At 58.6% G+C, this 18,189-nt stretch carries 14 protein-coding genes; 10 read left to right on the plus strand and 4 right to left on the minus strand.

Annotated features, from left to right (window positions below; all coding sequences use genetic code 11):
- Window positions 1-3: 3 nt before the first annotated feature.
- Together QMK54_RS08260 and QMK54_RS08265 are read right to left on the minus strand one after the other, a co-directional pair.
- Window positions 4-792, minus strand: coding sequence for a VacJ family lipoprotein (locus QMK54_RS08260; protein ID WP_223595117.1), 789 nt, complete (start codon window positions 790-792; stop codon window positions 4-6).
- The gene (locus QMK54_RS08265; protein ID WP_110662764.1) at window positions 785-2,083 is read right to left on the minus strand and encodes a serine/threonine protein kinase; all 1,299 of its coding nucleotides are present in this window, start codon (window positions 2,081-2,083) and stop codon (window positions 785-787) included. Before QMK54_RS08265 ends, QMK54_RS08260 begins: the two co-directional genes overlap by 8 nt.
- 225 nt (window positions 2,084-2,308) lie before the next feature.
- On the opposite strand from QMK54_RS08265, the gene QMK54_RS08270 reads away from it, so the two are divergent.
- On the plus strand, window positions 2,309-2,677 hold the full coding sequence (locus QMK54_RS08270; RefSeq protein ID WP_320402330.1) for a hypothetical protein: 369 nt from the start codon (window positions 2,309-2,311) through the stop codon (window positions 2,675-2,677).
- A gap of 126 nt (window positions 2,678-2,803) precedes the next feature.
- Here QMK54_RS08270 and QMK54_RS08275 read toward each other — a convergent pair whose 3' ends face one another.
- Entirely contained in the window at window positions 2,804-4,399 is a 1,596-nt protein-coding gene (locus QMK54_RS08275; RefSeq protein ID WP_223595112.1) for a beta (1-6) glucans synthase, read from the minus strand.
- 287 nt (window positions 4,400-4,686) lie between these two features.
- On the opposite strand from QMK54_RS08275, the gene QMK54_RS08280 reads away from it, so the two are divergent.
- The 3 genes from QMK54_RS08280 to QMK54_RS08290 all read left to right on the plus strand — a co-directional run bounded on the left by QMK54_RS08280 (window position 4,687) and on the right by QMK54_RS08290 (window position 7,745).
- The gene (locus QMK54_RS08280) at window positions 4,687-5,538 is read left to right on the plus strand and encodes a glycine betaine ABC transporter substrate-binding protein (RefSeq protein ID WP_110662591.1); all 852 of its coding nucleotides are present in this window, start codon (window positions 4,687-4,689) and stop codon (window positions 5,536-5,538) included.
- A 240-nt stretch (window positions 5,539-5,778) separates the two neighbouring features.
- Window positions 5,779-6,090 (plus strand): DUF485 domain-containing protein, encoded by a 312-nt coding sequence (locus QMK54_RS08285; RefSeq protein WP_008061165.1) that lies wholly within the window; start codon window positions 5,779-5,781, stop codon window positions 6,088-6,090.
- A complete protein-coding gene (locus tag QMK54_RS08290; protein WP_320402331.1) occupies window positions 6,087-7,745 on the plus strand; it encodes a cation acetate symporter in 1,659 nt (552 codons plus the stop codon). Before QMK54_RS08285 ends, QMK54_RS08290 begins: the two co-directional genes overlap by 4 nt.
- A gap of 1,180 nt (window positions 7,746-8,925) precedes the next feature.
- Here QMK54_RS08290 and gltA read toward each other — a convergent pair.
- The gene (gltA, locus tag QMK54_RS08295) at window positions 8,926-10,215 is read right to left on the minus strand and encodes a citrate synthase (protein ID WP_007977501.1); all 1,290 of its coding nucleotides are present in this window, start codon (window positions 10,213-10,215) and stop codon (window positions 8,926-8,928) included.
- Between the two features lie 364 nt (window positions 10,216-10,579).
- On the opposite strand from gltA, the gene sdhC reads away from it, so the two are divergent.
- The 6 genes from sdhC (at window position 10,580) to odhB (ending at window position 18,153) form a co-directional block, all read left to right on the plus strand.
- Window positions 10,580-10,954 carry a succinate dehydrogenase, cytochrome b556 subunit gene (gene sdhC / locus QMK54_RS08300; RefSeq protein ID WP_032829628.1) on the plus strand — a complete coding sequence of 125 codons (375 nt, stop codon included), beginning with the start codon at window positions 10,580-10,582 and terminating at the stop codon, window positions 10,952-10,954.
- On the plus strand, window positions 10,948-11,316 hold the full coding sequence (gene sdhD, locus QMK54_RS08305; RefSeq protein ID WP_056721678.1) for a succinate dehydrogenase, hydrophobic membrane anchor protein: 369 nt from the start codon (window positions 10,948-10,950) through the stop codon (window positions 11,314-11,316). The genes sdhC and sdhD overlap by 7 nt, the downstream gene beginning before the upstream one ends.
- Before the next feature lie 3 nt (window positions 11,317-11,319).
- Window positions 11,320-13,092, plus strand: coding sequence for a succinate dehydrogenase flavoprotein subunit (sdhA, locus tag QMK54_RS08310; RefSeq protein WP_110659601.1), 1,773 nt, complete (start codon window positions 11,320-11,322; stop codon window positions 13,090-13,092).
- A gap of 11 nt (window positions 13,093-13,103) precedes the next feature.
- Entirely contained in the window at window positions 13,104-13,808 is a 705-nt protein-coding gene (locus QMK54_RS08315) for a succinate dehydrogenase iron-sulfur subunit (RefSeq protein WP_008063297.1), read from the plus strand.
- A gap of 253 nt (window positions 13,809-14,061) precedes the next feature.
- Window positions 14,062-16,893, plus strand: a complete 2,832-nt coding sequence (locus QMK54_RS08320; protein ID WP_110659602.1) for a 2-oxoglutarate dehydrogenase E1 component — start codon at window positions 14,062-14,064, stop codon at window positions 16,891-16,893.
- Window positions 16,894-16,935: 42 nt separating this feature from the next.
- The gene (odhB, locus tag QMK54_RS08325; RefSeq protein WP_320402332.1) at window positions 16,936-18,153 is read left to right on the plus strand and encodes a 2-oxoglutarate dehydrogenase complex dihydrolipoyllysine-residue succinyltransferase; all 1,218 of its coding nucleotides are present in this window, start codon (window positions 16,936-16,938) and stop codon (window positions 18,151-18,153) included.
- The last annotated feature ends 36 nt before the right edge of the window (window positions 18,154-18,189 follow it).

Raw genomic sequence — 18,189 nt, forward strand, 5'->3', positions numbered from 1 at the left:
AAATTACTCGGCTATCTGCAACTTGCGCGCTTCGGTGTACACGTAGCGCACTTTCTCGTACTCGAACGGCGAGTTCATCTGGCCATAGCGGAAGCTGGTCTGGTTGCGCTTGTCGATGCCGCGCAGGATCCAGACTTCCGGATGGTTGGAGCTGACTTCGGCCACGTTGAGGAAGTTGATCGCATTCTCGGCCGTGTAATCCACCAACAGGCCGCCGGTGTCACGCAGGTTCGACGGACCGAGGATCGGCAGGACGAAGTAAGCGCCGCCCGGCACGCCGTAGAAACCCAGGGTCTGGCCGAAGTCTTCGCTCTGGCGTGGCAGGCCCATGGCGGTGGCCGGGTCCCACAGGCCGGCGATGCCGATGGTGGTGTTGAGCAGCAGGCGGCCGGTGGTTTCCAGCGAGCGCTGGCCCTTGAGTTGCAGCAGGCTGTTCAACAGGTTCGGCACGTCGCCGAGGTTGTTGAAGAAGTTGCTGACACCGGTGCGCAGGAAGCTCGGGGTGACGTAGCGATAGCCATTGACCACCGGCAGGAACACCCATTGGTCGAAGCGGTAGTTGAAGTGATAGACGCGCCGGTTCCACTCTTCCAGCGGATCGTAGACGGCCAGTGCGCTGAGGGTCGAACGCTCGAACTCGCGCTGGTCCAGGCCCGGGTTGAACTTGAGCTTGCTCAGTGGTTCCTTGAAGCCGTCACTGTCGACCACCACGGGGGCGTTGGCTTTGCTGTTGTCGGCATGGGCGACGCCTGCACAGAGTAACGCTGCGAAAAGCAGGAGATATTTAGCCACGGAAGAACTCCAGCATGGCGTCGCTGTTGACGCGGTAGTTAATGTTGCCGCAGTGGCCACCGTGCGGGTAAACGGTCAGGCGATCACCGAAGGTCTTGCGCAGGAAGCCCAGGTCACCAGGGCCGAGGATGACGTCGTCGGCGTTGTGCATGACCGCGATTTTCGGGCTTTCGTGCAGGTAGTCCTTCAGTGCATACAGGCTCACCTGGTCGATCAGTTGCAGCAGGCTGCCGCCGTCGGTGCGGGCGCGCCACATCGGGATGACCTGTTCGGTGATGTAGCAATCGAAGTCGCATTGCAGCGCACGCTTGAGGAATGGCGTGAGGCTGGTGCCCTCGGTGATCGGGAATTTTGGAGGGGTGATCAGGCCGCGACGGTTGATCAGGTCCGAGGTGAAGGCAATGTCGGCCGCCGAAAAGCGGAACGACGTGCCGATCAGCATCGCCATCTGCTCGTTGGTCAGGTGCTGTTTGGACTGCTGGAAGTCGTAGAGCAGGGCGTCGTTGAGGTCGATATAACCTTTCTGCTGGAAGTAACGGGTCAGTTTGTTCAACACCAGTTCATAGAAGGTGGTGCTGTTGTTGATGCCCTTGACCTCGGTCTGGACCAGCTTGTCGAGGTTGCTGATCGAGGTGTACAGATTGACCGGCGGGTTGAGCAGCAGGACTTTCTTGAAGTTGAAGCTGCGGCGGGTTTCGTCCAGGTGCGCGACGAAAGCGGCATCCAGTGCACCCAGGCTGTACCCGGTCAGGTAGTAATCGGTGACCGGCAATTTCGGGTTTTGTGCCCGCACGGCCTGCATTACCCGATACAGGTCTTCGGCGTCTTCCTTGGACACGCCCGGCGTGGCGAAGCGTGATGCGGCGCTGATGAAGTCATAGCTGGTGGGCGATGACAGCTGCACCACGTGGTAGCCGGCCTTGTAATAGAGCTTCTTCAGGTATTCGTTCAGGGTGCTGTCGTAGCGCGCACCGGTACCGGCGATCAGGAAAATCAGCGGCGCGGCGTGATCCTGCGTGGCAATGAGGTAATTGAGTTTCTTCACCGCCCAGAAATTGTCCGGCAGCTCGAACGCCCGTTCCGGACGCAAGGTGACGCTGCGCACTGACTGATCGATGTCATCGTCCAGTGGCAACTCCGGACGCAGGTCCGGCGGCGTGGTCGCGATGGTCGCCTCGAACGGGTTGGTCAGGGGGTAGCCATAACTGGCGGCGTCAATGTCGGCCGCCAGTGCGGACGCACTCAATATAAGGCCGCCAAACAGGGCGGCGAAGCGCAAGGAACGGAGCATGACTAAATCCCTTAGAAGAAGGTGCCGGATGAATTTCGCAGGCTATGACCACCGGATATGCGCCTAAGTGCCAACCTACGGCACCAAACAGGCTTGATTTCGAAGTAATAGTAGCTGGACGATACACTTTGCGGCGATTGAATGACCAGCTAACAGTTGTTATCACTTGCGAAACGCTTTCTGGCGATTAAGCTGGCCGCCGTTTTTCGCCAATTGGAGTGTTTCATGTCTCGCCGCCTGCCCGTGATTTTGCTGCTTGTTTTGCTGCCTGTATGGCTGGCCGCCAGTTATGGCGCGCGTTATGGCTTCATGGAGGACGCGCAGTGGGTCGGCATTTGCGTGGATGAGGCAAATCGTTGGGAATGCCAGGTGCGTTCGAACCTGGGCTTGATGATTCACTTCGCGGTTTTGGGCTGGGCTGCGTTGGCGGCCGCAATCCTCGGCTTCGTGGTGCCGGGACGGGCAGGGTGGTGGCTGGCGGTGTTGGCGTTGGTGTTCGGGTTTCCGGCGTTGGCGTTGTACAACACGACGCTGGCGGTGTTTGCGGTGGTGATTGCGGGGTTGCGGTTGGTCAGGGGGGCTCGCGGCGTTTAAAAGTCCGTCTTCGCGAGCAAGCCCGCTCCCACATTTGATCCTTGTCGCACACAAACTTTGTGTTCACTGAAGATCTACTGTGGGAGCGGGCTTGCTCGCGAAGAGGCCAGTCAGGTCAATGCAAAATCAAGCCTTGCGAACCCGCAGGCAACGCCACAACGCCGCCACCATCAACCCGCTCACCAGCGCCCAGCCCCAGGCCTGCTGGTTCTGCAAACCTTCACGGAACAACTGCGGCGCAATGCCGGCACCGATGATGAAGGTCAGCAGGGCAATCTCGCGGCGCGGCACATTCACCGGGCGGCACAGATAAACCAGCGCCGGCACGATGAACGCGACACTCGGGAAGCTGCGATAACGCGGATCGAACACCAGTTCCAGCATCATCACTGCCGCCGCGAAACCTGCCGTGGCAACCAGCCAGCCCGCACGCTGTTCCAGCCAGTTGAAAATCCTTCCACGCCATCCACTACGCGGACTCAACGTCAGTGCTGCATGGGCCAGCACCAGCAGATTCAACGCGGTCAGCAACCCGACCCATAGCCATTCACTGGTAAAGCGTGTGGTGACCCGTGCCAAGTCGCCCCAGGCACCCATCGAGCAGGCCGCCAGTGCGCCGAGCAGCGGCAGCACCAGCGCCGCGCGCGTCGTGCGAACCCGGCCGCCAAGCAGCAGGGTGCCGATAAAGATCAGGCCACCCACCGCCAGCCATTGCGACCAGTACGGTACGTTTGTCACGGGCCCGGCCAGCACGCCCTTGTCCTGGCGATCGGCATCGAACAGTCCCCAGTAACCACCGACCGCACCTTCACTGGCGCGTTTCCAGGGCTGGTCGAAGGCTTCGATCAGGTTGTAGTGCCAGCCATGTTGCTCGGCCATGGCGACAAAACCGCGAATGAACCTGGCTTCATTGACCCGGCTCGGCAGGGCGGTCTCGCGCTGGCGGCCTTCGCTGGGCCAGCCGGTTTCGCCGATCAGTACGTCCTTGGGTGCGAACTTGTTGCCGAACACCTGGCGTACTTCGGCGACATGTTGCAGGGCGGCGTCGATGTTCGACGGATCATCTTCCCAGTACGGCAGCAAGTGAATGGTCAGGAAATCCACGGCGGGGGCGATTTCCGGATGCTTGAGCCAGAATTCCCAGACGTCGGCATAGGTGACAGGCTGCTTGACCTGGCTCTTGACCTTGTTGATCAGCCTGGCCAATTGCGTGCCGGTGACTTCCTTGCGCAATAGGGTTTCGTTGCCGACGATTACCGCACTCACCACATCCGGGTTGGCATTGGCCGAGGCAATCAGCAGGTCGACTTCTTTTTCCGTGTCCACCGGGTTGCTGTTGACCCAGGCGCCGATCATCAGCTTCAAGCCATGCTTGCGCGCCAGATCCGGCAAGGCTTCGAGGCCGGTCATGGAATAGGTGCGGATGCATTCGAAGCTTTTTGACAGCAGCGCGAGGTCGGCGTCCATGCGCTCGGGACGCAGGTTGAATGGCACATCGAACGGCGATTGGTCTTTATCGAATGGGGTGTAGGAGGCGCATTGCAGCTTGTGCGTGGCGCTGGCGACATCCGGCAGAATCACCGGTTTACCGAGGCCGTACCAGAAGCCGCCAAGGGCAAACAGCCCCAGCAGGCACGCGAAAAGATAAGCAGCAAAAGGGAAGCGGGATGTCGCGGACATGGTCAGGCCGTGTGGGAGCAAAGCGGCGCATGTTACCTGCATTTACCCTGTGCTTGGTGGCCTGCATGATTTTGACATGCAAAGTTCGGGCGGAATTTCCGGTACGTTGGTCGCGCTTAAGATTAATGGCTTTCTGATGTCGTTTCTCGATGGCTTGAGGTCGCTGGCAGAGCAGGTCGCCAAGAGCGTCAGGTTGATGATCGGCGTGTCAGTACTCCGCTGATGTTCGCACGAGTTTGCGGTAAGGCGTGATGGGGGCGCTGTGCACCATAACAATACGTTTAAGCGACTCGGCATCCGTCGAGCGCAGCACTTTCGGGGAAGTAACGATGAAGATGCGACGACTCTTGGGCGCAGGTGCCGCTTTGGTGCTGGCGATCAGTGCTACCGTGGCCAGTGCCGCCGGAAAGGAAGTGACTCTCGGTTATGTCGACGGCTGGTCGGACAGTGTCGCCACGACCAACGTGGCCGCAGAAGTGATCAGACAGAAACTCGGTTATGACGTGAAGCTGCAAGCGGTCGCTACCGGGATCATGTGGCAAGGCGTGGCCACCGGCAAACTCGACGCCATGCTGTCGGCCTGGCTGCCAGTGACCCACGGTGATTACTGGGCGAAGAACAAGGATCAGGTCGTCGATTACGGCCCGAACTTCAAGGACGCGAAAATCGGCCTGATCGTGCCGGAGTACGTTAAAGCCAAGTCCATCGACGATCTGAAAACCGACGACAGCTTCAAGAATCGCATCGTCGGCATCGACGCCGGTTCAGGTGTGATGCTCAAGACTGATCAGGCCATCAAGGATTACGACCTGACCGGTTATCAACTCAAGGCCAGTTCCGGTGCCGGCATGATTGCCGAGCTGACCCGTGCCGAGAAGAAAAACGAATCCATCGCAGTGACCGGCTGGGTGCCGCACTGGATGTTCGCCAAGTGGAAACTGCGCTTCCTCGAAGACCCGAAAGGCGTATACGGCGCGGCTGAGACCGTGAACAGCATCGGCAGCAAAGGCCTGGAGGCCAAGGCACCGGAAGTGGCCAAGTTCCTGAAGAACTTCCAGTGGGAATCCAAGGATGAAATCGGCCAGGTGATGCTGGCGATTCAGGACGGTGCCAAGCCTGAAGCCGCGGCGAAGGATTGGGTGGCCAAACACCCTGAGCGTGTGGCTGACTGGACTAAATAACAGTCGCCTCGTTTTAACTTGTGGGAGCGGGCTTGCTCGCGAAGGCGGTGTAACAGACAACAGTAATGTTGACTGTTATGGCCCCTTCGCGAGCAAGCCCGCTCCCACAGTTGTTTATGGTGTGCTGGAAATTGGCGAATCTGTCATGTGGTTCTAAGACTAAGGTCGTCTGGAACCTACCCCGCAGCCGCATAGAGTGGATACCGTTCCAACTAAATCTGTGCTGCGAGGATAAAAACAATGAACGACAGCATTTACCTCTCGATTCAAAACAGCCCGCGCTTCAAGGAGCTGGTTAGCAAGAGGGAACGATTCGCCTGGATTCTATCGGCGATCATGCTAGGGCTTTACTCCGGATTCATCCTTTTGATTGCTTACGGGCCGCATGTACTGGGGGCGAAGATCAGCCCTGAGTCCTCGATTACCTGGGGCATCCCGATTGGTGTCGGGCTGATTGTTTCGGCCTTCATTCTGACCGGCATCTACGTACGACGCGCCAACGGCGAATTCGACGACCTGAACAATGCGATTCTCAAGGAGGCTCAGCAATGATCCGGCGTCTAATGGCTCTTTTGAGCATCGCAGCATTCGCGCCTGGCGCCTGGGCCGCTGACGCCCTGACCGGCGCCGTGCAGAAGCAACCCCTCAACGTGTCCGCGATCCTGATGTTCGTCGCCTTCGTCGGCGCGACCCTGTGCATCACCTACTGGGCGTCCAAGAAAAACAAGTCGGCCTCCGACTACTACGCGGCGGGCGGCAAGATCACCGGTTTCCAGAACGGTCTGGCGATTGCCGGTGACTACATGTCGGCGGCGTCCTTCCTGGGTATTTCCGCGTTGGTGTTCACCTCCGGCTACGACGGCCTGATCTACTCGATCGGCTTCCTGGTGGGCTGGCCGATCATCCTGTTCCTGATCGCCGAGCGCCTGCGGAACCTGGGTAAATATACCTTTGCCGACGTGGCGTCCTATCGCCTCGGGCAAACCCAGATCCGCTCGCTGTCCGCTTGCGGTTCGCTGGTGGTAGTGGCGTTCTACCTGATCGCGCAAATGGTGGGTGCCGGCAAGCTGATCCAGCTGCTGTTCGGTCTCGATTACCACGTTGCGGTGATCCTGGTCGGTATCCTGATGTGCATGTACGTGTTGTTCGGCGGCATGCTGGCGACCACCTGGGTGCAGATCATCAAGGCTGTGCTGCTGCTGTCCGGCGCTTCTTTCATGGCGCTGATGGTGATGAAACACGTCAACTTCGACTTCAACGCACTGTTCTCCGAGGCGATCAAGGTTCACCCTAAGGGTGAGGCGATCATGAGCCCGGGCGGCCTGGTGAAAGATCCAATCTCGGCGTTCTCCCTCGGCCTGGCGCTGATGTTCGGTACTGCTGGCCTGCCGCACATCCTGATGCGCTTCTTCACCGTGAGTGACGCAAAAGAAGCGCGCAAGAGCGTGCTGTACGCAACCGGCTTCATTGGTTACTTCTACATCCTGACCTTCATCATCGGCTTCGGTGCGATCCTGCTGGTCAGCACCAACCCGGCCTTCAAGGATGCGGCTGGCGCACTGTTGGGCGGTAACAACATGGCGGCGGTGCACCTGGCCAACGCGGTGGGTGGCAGTATCTTCCTGGGCTTCATCTCGGCGGTGGCGTTCGCGACCATTCTGGCAGTGGTTGCCGGTTTGACCCTGGCCGGTGCTTCGGCGGTGTCCCACGACCTGTATGCCAGCGTGATCAAGAAGGGCAAGGCCAACGAGAAGGATGAAATTCGCGTCTCGAAAATCACCACTATCGCCTTGGCGGTGCTGGCAATTGGTCTGGGCATCCTGTTCGAGAGCCAGAACATTGCGTTCATGGTAGGCCTGGCGTTCTCCATCGCGGCGAGCTGCAACTTCCCGGTGCTGCTGCTTTCCATGTACTGGAAGAAACTGACCACTCGCGGTGCGATGATTGGCGGCTGGATGGGCTTGATCAGTGCCGTTGGCTTGATGATCCTTGGCCCGACCATCTGGGTGCAGATCCTGCATCACGAGAAGGCGATCTTCCCGTATGAGTATCCGGCGTTGTTCTCGATGTTGATTGCCTTTGTCGGGATCTGGTTCTTCTCGGTTACTGACAAGTCGACTGCGGCTGACAAAGAGCGGGCGCTGTTCTTCCCGCAGTTTGTTCGTTCGCAGACTGGGTTGGGGGCGAGTGGGGCTGTTTCGCACTAAGGCTTCAGCGCTTCGCACTGACATTGAATGCCCCGGTCGAGAGATCGGGGCATTTTTGTTGGGCGGTAATCGACCTGAATTTCTTGGCTGTGTTCGATTTACTGTAGGAGCTGGCTTGCCGGCGATGGCGGCCTTCGGGCCGGCCAGGTTCTTGGGTGATTGAGTACATATCCGTTTCTGCGGTAACGACGGCTTATGGTTTCGCCCTTACGGCGAGTCCCTTTTGGCAAACGCCCCAAAAGGAACCAAAAGGTCTCGCCCCTGGCGTACGGCCCCTCGCTGAGGCTCGGCGTTCCTTCGCTCCGGTCTCCATCCGGGGGCATTGCCCTCCGGTCGGCTTCGCTTCGACCTACATGCAATGAGTTCGACTGCGTCGAACGGCGCTACGCGCCAATCCCCGGATGAACACCTCCACTCAGCCTTCCGAGGGGGCGGGTGGATCAAGATCAAGAGCTGCAGGCGAGCTAACGCTCGGCCTGTTGAGTGGTGAGGAGCATGGGTGTACGCCGATCTGCCGTTGCTCTTCTGTAGGAGCTGGCTTGCCAGCGATGGCGGCCTGCTAGCCGACCAATTTCTTTCAGATGTACTCAATCCCTGTAGGAGCTGGCTTGCCAGCGATGGCGGTCTGTCAGCCAACATCAATATTGGATGTACCGGCCTCTTCGCGGGCAAGCCCGCTCCCACAGGTTTGATGTCGTATAAAAAATTGTGTTCGACGCAAATACTGTGGGAGCGAACCTGCTCGTGAAGTTGGTCTGCCGGCTAACCGAAACTTTGCAGAGCATCACGTCAGCAAACAGGCCGGCCGGTAGGCCGCCTCGGGCGCTGTTGCGGTACACGCCCCCTCGAGAGGCCGAGAGGAGGTTCTGCGCAGTGGGCAACCCGGCATGGATGCCGGGTTAGCCGCCCCCGGCCATGGATGGCCGATGGCGGCGGGCCCACGGAGCAGGACCGGAACGAGGGCATGCCGAGCCACAGCGAGGCACCGAACGAAAGGGGCAAGAGCGTTTGGTTACTTTGCGCTTTTCAAAGTAACCCGCTGTAAGAGCGGAACCATAAGCCGCCGTTACCTAAACAACGAATATGCCCGCGATCAAAAAACGAGGCACAAACAAAAACGGCCCCTATATAAATAGAGGCCGTTCCCGATACATCTCAACACGCTACAGCAAGAAAAATCTTACTTGCGGTCTTCCAGCTTGGTGATGTCACGCGACTCGTAGCCGGTGTACAGCTGGCGCGGACGGCCGATCTTGTACGGGCTGGAGAGCATTTCCTTCCAGTGGGAGATCCAGCCGACGGTCCGCGCCAGGGCGAAGATCACGGTGAACATGCTGGTTGGAATGCCGATCGCCTTGAGGATGATCCCCGAGTAGAAGTCGACGTTCGGGTACAGCGAGCGCTCGATGAAGTACGGGTCAGTCAGGGCGATCTCTTCCAGGCGCATGGCCAGTTCGAGTTGCGGATCGTTCTGGATGCCCAGTTCCTTCAACACTTCGTCGCAGGTCTGCTTCATTACCGTGGCGCGTGGGTCGCGGTTTTTGTAAACGCGGTGACCGAAGCCCATCAGTTTGAACGGATCGTTCTTGTCCTTGGCCTTGGCGATGAACTTGTCGATGTTCGAAACATCGCCGATTTCATCGAGCATGGTCAGTACAGCTTCGTTTGCACCGCCGTGGGCAGGGCCCCACAGTGCAGCGATACCGGCGGCGATACAGGCGAACGGGTTGGCACCCGAGGAGCCGGCCAGGCGCACGGTGGACGTCGAGGCGTTCTGCTCGTGGTCGGCATGGAGGATGAAGATCCGGTCCATGGCCTTGGCGAGTACCGGGCTGATCGGTTTGATCTCGCACGGGGTGTTGAACATCATGTGCAGGAAGTTTTCCGCGTACGACAGGTCGTTGCGCGGGTACATCATGGGTTGGCCCATGGAGTACTTGTAAACCATCGCGGCCAGGGTCGGCATCTTGGCAACCAGGCGGATCGCGGAGATTTCGCGATGCTGCGGGTTATTGATGTCCAGGGAGTCGTGGTAGAACGCCGAAAGGGCGCCGACTACGCCGCACATGACGGCCATCGGGTGGGCGTCGCGACGGAAGCCGTTGAAGAAGGTCTTCAGCTGCTCGTGAACCATGGTGTGGTTCTTCACGGTGCTGACGAACTGGGCCTTCTGTTCTGCGGTCGGCAGTTCGCCGTTGAGCAGCAGATAGCAGGTTTCCAGGTAGTCCGACTTTTCAGCCAGCTGTTCGATCGGGTAGCCGCGGTGCAGCAGAATGCCGTTGTCGCCGTCGATATAGGTGATCTTCGACTCGCACGAGGCGGTCGACATGAAGCCTGGGTCAAAGGTGAAACGGCCCGTGGCCGTCAGGCCCCGAACATCGATAACATCGGGACCAACGGTGCCGGTTAAAATGGGCAGCTCGACGGGGGCTGCGCCCTCGATGATCAACTGCGCTTTTTTGTCAGCCATGTGGCCTCCTATTTATGCTTGAAATCATCAGACAGACCCCCCACGCAGGGCCCGCACCACTATAGTGAGATAAATTTGAATGTCAATTTGCCTAAAGTCTTGCTCCAGAAGGCTTTAACCGGACTTTTTTCTCGAAATTGGCTGCCATTTACGCCTTTTATGTCAGTTGCGCAATCAGCTGTTTGGGTTAGGTGTTTGCGTTGTCATTAGTAGCCTAACTGTCTATACTCGGCCACCGACCGCCAAGGGCTTTTGGGCTTGCTTTCATTGGGGGTCGCATCCCTGGGTGGTGGTTACCTGACCAGTGCACTCCCCAACAACTTTGCCCTGATTGTTAGGGGCTCTTCAGTGTGAAAAAAAAGCCGTGAAAAGCCAACGACCTGTAAACCTAGACCTAAGGACCATCAAACTCCCAGTCACTGCTTACACGTCCATCCTTCACCGTATTTCCGGTGTCATCCTCTTCGTGTGCCTTGCCATCATGCTTTACGCATTGGACAAGTCGCTGAGCTCCGAGGAAGGCTTCGGTCAGGTGAAAGCGTGTCTGACCAGTCCGCTAGCCAAGCTAGTGACATGGGGCATCCTGTCCGCTCTGCTGTATCACCTGGTAGCCGGTGTGCGCCATTTGATCATGGACATGGGCATCGGTGAGACGCTGGAAGGCGGCAAGCTGGGCTCGAAAATCGTTATCGCCGTTTCCGTGGTGGTAATCGTTCTGGCAGGAGTTTGGATATGGTAACTAACGTCACGAACCTGTCGCGTTCGGGCCTCTATGACTGGATGGCGCAACGTGTGTCTGCGGTCGTTCTCGCGGCTTACTTCATCTTCCTGATCGGATACATCGTGGCCAACCCAGGCCTCGACTACGCCCAGTGGCATGAACTGTTCGCCCACAACGGAATGCGTATTTTCAGCCTCCTGGCCCTCGTTGCCCTCGGCGCTCACGCCTGGGTCGGCATGTGGACCATCGCGACCGACTACCTGACGCCAATGGCGTTCGGCAAGTCCGCGACTGCTATACGTTTCCTTTTCCAGGCAGTATGCGGCGTTGCGATGTTCGCTTACTTCGTCTGGGGTGTGCAGATTCTCTGGGGTATCTGAGTCATGGCTAACATTCCAACGATTTCTTTCGACGCCATCATTATTGGTGGTGGCGGTGCCGGCATGCGCGCAGCGCTGCAACTGGCGCAAGGCGGTCACAAGACTGCCGTGATCACCAAGGTTTTCCCGACCCGTTCGCACACTGTATCCGCTCAAGGCGGCATCACCTGCGCAATCGCGTCCGCTGACCCGAACGATGACTGGCGCTGGCACATGTACGATACCGTCAAGGGTTCCGACTACATCGGTGACCAGGACGCTATCGAATACATGTGTCAGGAAGGCCCGGCTGCCGTTTACGAGCTGGACCACATGGGTATGCCATTCTCGCGTACCGAGCAAGGTCGTATCTACCAGCGTCCATTCGGCGGTCAGTCCAAGGACTACGGTAAAGGCGGCCAGGCTGCGCGTACTTGCGCTGCTTCCGACCGTACTGGTCACGCACTGCTGCACACCCTTTATCAGGGCAACCTGAAAGCCGGTACCGTGTTCCTGAACGAGTACTACGCTGTCGATCTGGTGAAGAACAGCGAAGGCGAGTTCGTCGGCGTGATCGCCATCTGCATCGAAACCGGCGAAACCACCTACATCCGCGCCAAGGCCACCGTATTGGCGACCGGCGGTGCAGGTCGTATCTACGCTTCGACCACCAACGCCCTGATCAACACCGGTGACGGCGTTGGCATGGCGCTGCGTGCCGGCGTGCCGGTACAAGACATCGAAATGTGGCAGTTCCACCCGACCGGCATCGCCGGCGCCGGTGTACTGGTTACCGAAGGTTGCCGTGGTGAAGGTGGATACCTGATCAACAAGCACGGCGAGCGTTTCATGGAACGTTATGCTCCGAACGCCAAAGACCTTGCAGGTCGTGACGTTGTTGCACGTTCGATGGTTAAAGAGATCATCGCCGGCAACGGTTGCGGTCCGAACGGCGACCACGTAATGCTCAAACTCGACCACTTGGGCGAGGAAGTGCTGCACAGCCGTCTGCCGGGCATCTGCGAACTGTCGAAGACTTTCGCCCACGTTGACCCGGTTGTCGCTCCGGTTCCGGTTGTTCCGACCTGCCACTACATGATGGGCGGCGTTGCCACCAACATTCATGGCCAGGCGATCACCCAGGACGCCGAAGGCGTGGATCAGATCATTCCTGGTCTGTTCGCTGTAGGTGAAGTGGCTTGCGTATCGGTTCACGGTGCCAACCGTCTGGGCGGTAACTCGCTGCTCGACCTGGTGGTATTCGGCCGCGCTGCCGGCCTGCACCTGGAAAAAGCACTGACCGACGGTATCGAATACGACGACGCCACCGACGCCAACATCGAAACTGCCCTGGCGCGTCTGTCCGCTCTGAACGAGCGTACCGAAGGCGAAGACGTGGCTACCCTGCGTCGCGAGCTGCAAAACTGCATGCAGAACTACTTCGGTGTATTCCGTACTGGCGAATACATGCAGAAGGGTATCGCCCAGCTGGCTGACCTGCGCAAGCGTATCGCCAACGTGAAGATCAACGATAAGTCGCAGGCGTTCAACACTGCACGTATCGAAGCGCTGGAACTGCAGAACCTGCTGGAAGTGGCCGAAGCCACCGCCATCGCTGCCGAAGTGCGTAAAGAGTCCCGCGGTGCTCACGCCCGTGAAGACTTCGAAGACCGTGACGACGAAAACTGGCTGTGCCACACCCTGTACTTCCCGGGTGACAAGCGCGTAACCAAGCGTGCCGTGAACTTCTCGCCGAAGACTGTTCCGACTTTTGAACCTAAGATTCGGACTTATTAAGGGTGGCAGCCATGTTGCAAGTCAGCGTTTATCGTTACAACCCTGATCAGGACGCCGCGCCGTTCATGCAGGAATTCCAGGTCGATACCGGTGGTAAAGACCTGATGGTGCTGGACGTGTTGGCCCTGATCAAAGAGCAGGACGAGGGGTTCTCCTATCGTCGCTCTTGCCGTGAAGGTGTTTGCGGTTCCGACGGCATGAACATCAACGGCAAAAACGGCCTGGCGTGCGTCACGCCGCTGTCTGCCGTCGTAAAAGGTAACAAGTTGATCGTTCGTCCTCTGCCAGGTTTGCCGGTTATCCGTGACCTGGTCGTCGATATGAGCATCTTCTACAAGCAATACGAAAAGGTTAAGCCATACCTGCAGAACGACACGCCGGCTCCGGCCATCGAGCGTCTGCAGTCCCCTGAAGAACGTGAAAAGCTGGACGGTCTGTACGAGTGCATCCTGTGCGCTTGCTGCTCGACTTCCTGCCCGTCCTTCTGGTGGAACCCGGACAAGTTCCTGGGTCCAGCTGCCCTGCTGCAAGCGTACCGCTTCCTGGCAGACAGCCGTGATACCAAGACGTCCGAGCGTCTGGCTTCGCTGGATGACCCGTTCAGCGTATTCCGCTGCCGCGGGATCATGAACTGCGTCAACGTATGTCCGAAAGGCCTGAACCCGACTAAGGCCATTGGTCACATCCGTAACATGTTGCTCTCGAGCGGCGTGTGATTCAGCAGCTGTAACCGTTGTACCCGTAGATGCTACGGCGCAGGCTTCAACCGGCGCCGTAGTTTTAACCTGAGCAGCAGCTTAAAAGGCTGCGGCTCTTATTTTGAAGAAATGAGACAAGCAGGGGCATCCGGGCTGGTACCCGGACTATCAGTGTGATCCTAGTGGCTTGTTTTGGTCGCTGCATTCGGACTTCTGCAAGTTTGCTCGGTGTCGACACCGATGGTGTTCCCCTAACCGAGGGTGACCAAGCATGCAAGAAAGCGTGATGCAGCGCATGTGGAACAGTGCCTACCTATCCGGTAGTAACGCTGCCTATGTGGAAGAGCTTTACGAGCTCTACCTGCACGACCCTAACGCTGTGCCAGAAGAGTGGCGCACCTACTTCCAGAAGTTGCCTGCTGACGGCAACACTGCCACCGATGTTTCGCACTCCACAATTCGCGATCATTTCGTCTTGCTGGCAAAGAACCAGCGCCGCGCCCAACCGGTTTCCGCCGGCAGCGTGAGCAGTGAGCACGAGAAGAAGCAAGTTGAAGTGCTGCGATTGATCCAGGCCTACCGTATGCGTGGCCACCAGGCAGCCCAGCTTGACCCGCTGGGGCTGTGGCAGCGTCCTGCACCTGCAGACCTGTCGATCAATCATTACGGCTTGACCAATGCCGATCTTGATACGACCTTCCGTGCCGGCGACCTGTTCATCGGCAAAGAGGAAGCGAGCCTACGCGAAATTCACGAAGCGTTGCAGCAGACATATTGCCGCACCATCGGCGCTGAATTCACGCATATCACCGATTCCGAGCAGCGCCAGTGGTTCCAGCAGCGTCTGGAAAGCGTGCGTGGTCGTCCGACGTACTCCGCTGACATCAAGAGCCACCTGCTTGAGCGCGTGACCGCCGGTGAAGGCCTGGAAAAATACCTGGGCACCAAATACCCGGGTACCAAGCGTTTCGGTCTGGAAGGCGGCGAAAGCCTGATTCCGATGCTCGACGAGCTGATCCAGCGTTCCGGTTCCTACGGCACCAAGGAAATCGTCATCGGCATGGCCCACCGTGGCCGTCTGAACGTGCTGGTCAACACCTTCGGCAAGAACCCGCGCGAGCTGTTCGACGAGTTCGAAGGCAAGAAAAAGGTCGAGCTGGGTTCCGGTGACGTTAAATACCACCAGGGCTTCTCGTCCAACGTGATGACCACCGGCGGTGAAGTTCACCTGGCCATGGCGTTCAACCCGTCCCACCTGGAAATCGTTTCCCCGGTGGTCGAGGGTTCGGTTCGCGCCCGTCAGGACCGTCGTAACGATCCTACTGGTGAGAAGGTTCTGCCGATCTCCATCCACGGTGACGCGGCATTCGCCGGTCAAGGTGTGGTCATGGAAACCTTCCAGATGTCGCAGACCCGCGGTTTCAAGACCGGCGGTACCGTGCACATCGTGATCAACAACCAGGTCGGTTTCACCATCAGCAACCCGCTGGACTCGCGTTCCACCGAGTACGCGACCGACGTTGCGAAAATGATCCAGGCGCCGATCCTCCATGTGAATGGTGATGATCCGGAAGCCGTATTGTTCGTGACCCAGCTGGCTATCGACTACCGCATGCAGTTCAAGCGTGACGTGGTGATCGACCTGGTCTGCTACCGTCGTCGCGGCCACAACGAGGCCGACGAGCCAAGTGGCACCCAGCCGATCATGTATCAGCAGATCACCAAGCAGCGCACCACCCGTGAGCTGTATGCCGATCGTCTGACCCAGGGCGGTGTGCTCGACGCAGAGCGTGTTCAGGCGAAAGTCGACGAATACCGCAACGCGCTGGACAACGGCCTGCACGTAGTGAAAAGCCTGGTCAAAGAGCCGAACAAAGAGCTGTTCGTGGACTGGCGTCCGTATCTGGGCCACGCCTGGACCGCGCGTCACGACACTCGCTTCGATCTCAAGACCTTGCAGGAACTGTCCGCCAAGCTGCTGGAAATTCCGGAAGGCTTCGTGGTTCAACGCCAGGTTGCGAAGATCTACGAAGACCGTCAGAAGATGCAAGCCGGCGGCCTGCCGATCAACTGGGGTTACGCCGAAACCATGGCGTACGCGACCCTGGCGTTCGAAGGTCACCCGATTCGCATGACCGGTCAGGACATCGGCCGCGGTACGTTCTCGCACCGTCACGCTGTGCTGCACAACCAGAAAGACGCGGGCACCTACATCCCGTTGCAGAACCTGTACGACGGTCAGCCACGCTTCGACCTGTACGACTCGTTCCTGTCCGAAGAAGCGGTACTGGCGTTCGAATACGGCTACTCGACCACCACGCCGGATGCGCTGGTGATCTGGGAAGCCCAGTTCGGCGACTTCGCCAACGGTGCACAGGTTGTAATCGACCAGTTCATCACCAGCGGCGAGCACAAGTGGGGCCGTCTGTGCGGTCTGACCATGTTGCTGCCACACGGTTACGAAGGTCAGGGCCCTGAGCACAGCTCGGCACGTCTTGAGCGTTACCTGCAACTGTGCGCCGAGCACAACATTCAGGTAGCCGTACCGACCACGCCAGCACAGATCTACCACTTGCTGCGTCGTCAGGTGATTCGTCCGCTACGCAAGCCGTTGATCGTGCTGACGCCGAAGTCGCTGCTGCGCCACAAGCTGGCCATCTCGACGCTGGAAGATCTGGCCGAAGGTTCGTTCCAGACCGTGATCCCGGAAATCGATGCCCTGGACCCGAAAAAGGTCGAGCGCGTTGTTCTGTGTAGCGGCAAGGTCTACTACGACTTGCTGGAAAAACGCCGTGCCGAAGGCCGTGAAGATATCGCCATCGTGCGTATCGAGCAGCTGTATCCATTCCCTGAGGACGACTTGAAAGAAGTCCTGGCTCCTTACACCAACGCCAAAGCTGCCGTTTGGTGTCAGGAAGAGCCGATGAACCAGGGTGCCTGGTACTGCAGCCAACACCACTTGCGTCGCAGCATCAGCAACCTCAACAAGTCTCTCGTACTTGAGTACGCGGGCCGTGAGGCTTCTGCTGCACCGGCATGTGGTTACGCATCGATGCACGCTGAGCAGCAGGAAAAACTGCTGCAAGACGCCTTTACTGTTTAACGCCTTCGCGCACCTGAAACCGAATTTAAGGACCCACAGATAATGGCTATCGAAATCAAAGCCCCCACTTTCCCGGAATCGGTTGCCGATGGCACCGTTGCCACCTGGCACAAACAACCGGGCGATGCGGTCAAGCGCGACGAACTGATCGTCGACATCGAAACCGACAAAGTCGTGCTGGAAGTTCTGGCGACTGCTGACGGCGTGCTGGGCGCAATCGTCAAGGGCGAGGGCGAAACCGTCCTGTCCGACGAAGTCCTGGGCTCCATCGTTGAAGGCGGCGCTGCTGCCGCCGCTCCTGCTGCCGCTGCTGCTCCGGCCGCTGCCGCTGCTCCAGCTGCTGACGGCGAAGACGACCCGATCGCTGCACCTGCCGCTCGCAAGCTGGCTGAAGAAAACGGCATCAACATCGCTTCCGTTGCCGGCACCGGCAAAGGCGGTCGTGTGACCAAGGAAGACGTGGTTGCAGCCGTTGCTGCCAAGAAAGCCGCTCCGGCTGCCGCGCCTGCCAAGGCTGCTGCTCCGGCTGCCGCTGCTCCTGTGTTCGCTGCTGGCGACCGCATCGAGAAGCGTGTACCGATGACTCGCGTACGTGCAACTGTTGCCAAGCGTCTGGTTGAAGCTCAGTCGAACATGGCGATGCTGACTACTTTCAACGAAGTCGACATGACCGAAGTCATGGCACTGCGTTCGAAGTACAAGGATCTGTTCGAGAAGTCCCACAACGGCGTGCGCCTGGGCTTCATGTCGTTCTTCGTGAAAGCGGCCACCGAAGCGCTGAAGCGCTTCCCGGCTGTCAACGCCTCGATCGATGGCGGCGACATCGTTTACCACGGCTACGCTGACGTCGGCGTTGCAGTTTCCAGCGATCGCGGCCTGGTTGTACCGGTTCTGCGTAACGCCGAACTGATGAGCCTGGCTGAAATCGAAGGCGGCATCGCCACCTTCGGCAAGAAAGCCCGCGACGGCAAACTGTCGATGGACGAAATGACCGGCGGTACTTTCACCATCACCAACGGTGGTACTTTCGGTTCGATGATGTCGACCCCGATCGTCAACCCGCCACAAGCAGCCATCCTGGGCATGCACAACATCATCCAGCGTCCTATGGCCATCAACGGTCAGGTCGTTATCCGTCCGATGATGTACCTGGCACTGTCCTACGATCACCGCCTGATCGATGGCAAAGAAGCTGTGACCTTCCTGGTGACCATCAAGAACCTGCTGGAAGATCCGGCTCGTCTGTTGCTGGATATCTGATAGAAGCAGCCATGAACTGCAAGCTCGAGCTTTCGG

This window comes from Pseudomonas sp. P5_109, from assembly GCF_034009455.1.
Lineage (GTDB): Bacteria > Pseudomonadota > Gammaproteobacteria > Pseudomonadales > Pseudomonadaceae > Aquipseudomonas.

Excerpts from the sequence above, each read along its gene's own strand:
- odhB (WP_320402332.1), top strand. The coding sequence starts at position 16,936 with ATGGCTATCGAAATCAAAGCCCCCACTTTCCCGGAATCGGTTGCCGAT.
- QMK54_RS08265 (WP_110662764.1), bottom strand. The coding sequence starts at position 2,083 with ATGCTCCGTTCCTTGCGCTTCGCCGCCCTGTTTGGCGGCCTTATATTG.
- QMK54_RS08290 (WP_320402331.1), top strand. The coding sequence starts at position 6,087 with ATGATCCGGCGTCTAATGGCTCTTTTGAGCATCGCAGCATTCGCGCCT.
- QMK54_RS08270 (WP_320402330.1), top strand. The coding sequence starts at position 2,309 with ATGTCTCGCCGCCTGCCCGTGATTTTGCTGCTTGTTTTGCTGCCTGTA.
- sdhD (WP_056721678.1), top strand. The coding sequence starts at position 10,948 with ATGGTAACTAACGTCACGAACCTGTCGCGTTCGGGCCTCTATGACTGG.
- sdhA (WP_110659601.1), top strand. The coding sequence starts at position 11,320 with ATGGCTAACATTCCAACGATTTCTTTCGACGCCATCATTATTGGTGGT.
- QMK54_RS08315 (WP_008063297.1), top strand. The coding sequence starts at position 13,104 with ATGTTGCAAGTCAGCGTTTATCGTTACAACCCTGATCAGGACGCCGCG.
- QMK54_RS08320 (WP_110659602.1), top strand. The coding sequence starts at position 14,062 with ATGCAAGAAAGCGTGATGCAGCGCATGTGGAACAGTGCCTACCTATCC.
- QMK54_RS08280 (WP_110662591.1), top strand. The coding sequence starts at position 4,687 with ATGAAGATGCGACGACTCTTGGGCGCAGGTGCCGCTTTGGTGCTGGCG.
- QMK54_RS08275 (WP_223595112.1), bottom strand. The coding sequence starts at position 4,399 with ATGCAGGTAACATGCGCCGCTTTGCTCCCACACGGCCTGACCATGTCC.
- QMK54_RS08285 (WP_008061165.1), top strand. The coding sequence starts at position 5,779 with ATGAACGACAGCATTTACCTCTCGATTCAAAACAGCCCGCGCTTCAAG.
- gltA (WP_007977501.1), bottom strand. The coding sequence starts at position 10,215 with ATGGCTGACAAAAAAGCGCAGTTGATCATCGAGGGCGCAGCCCCCGTC.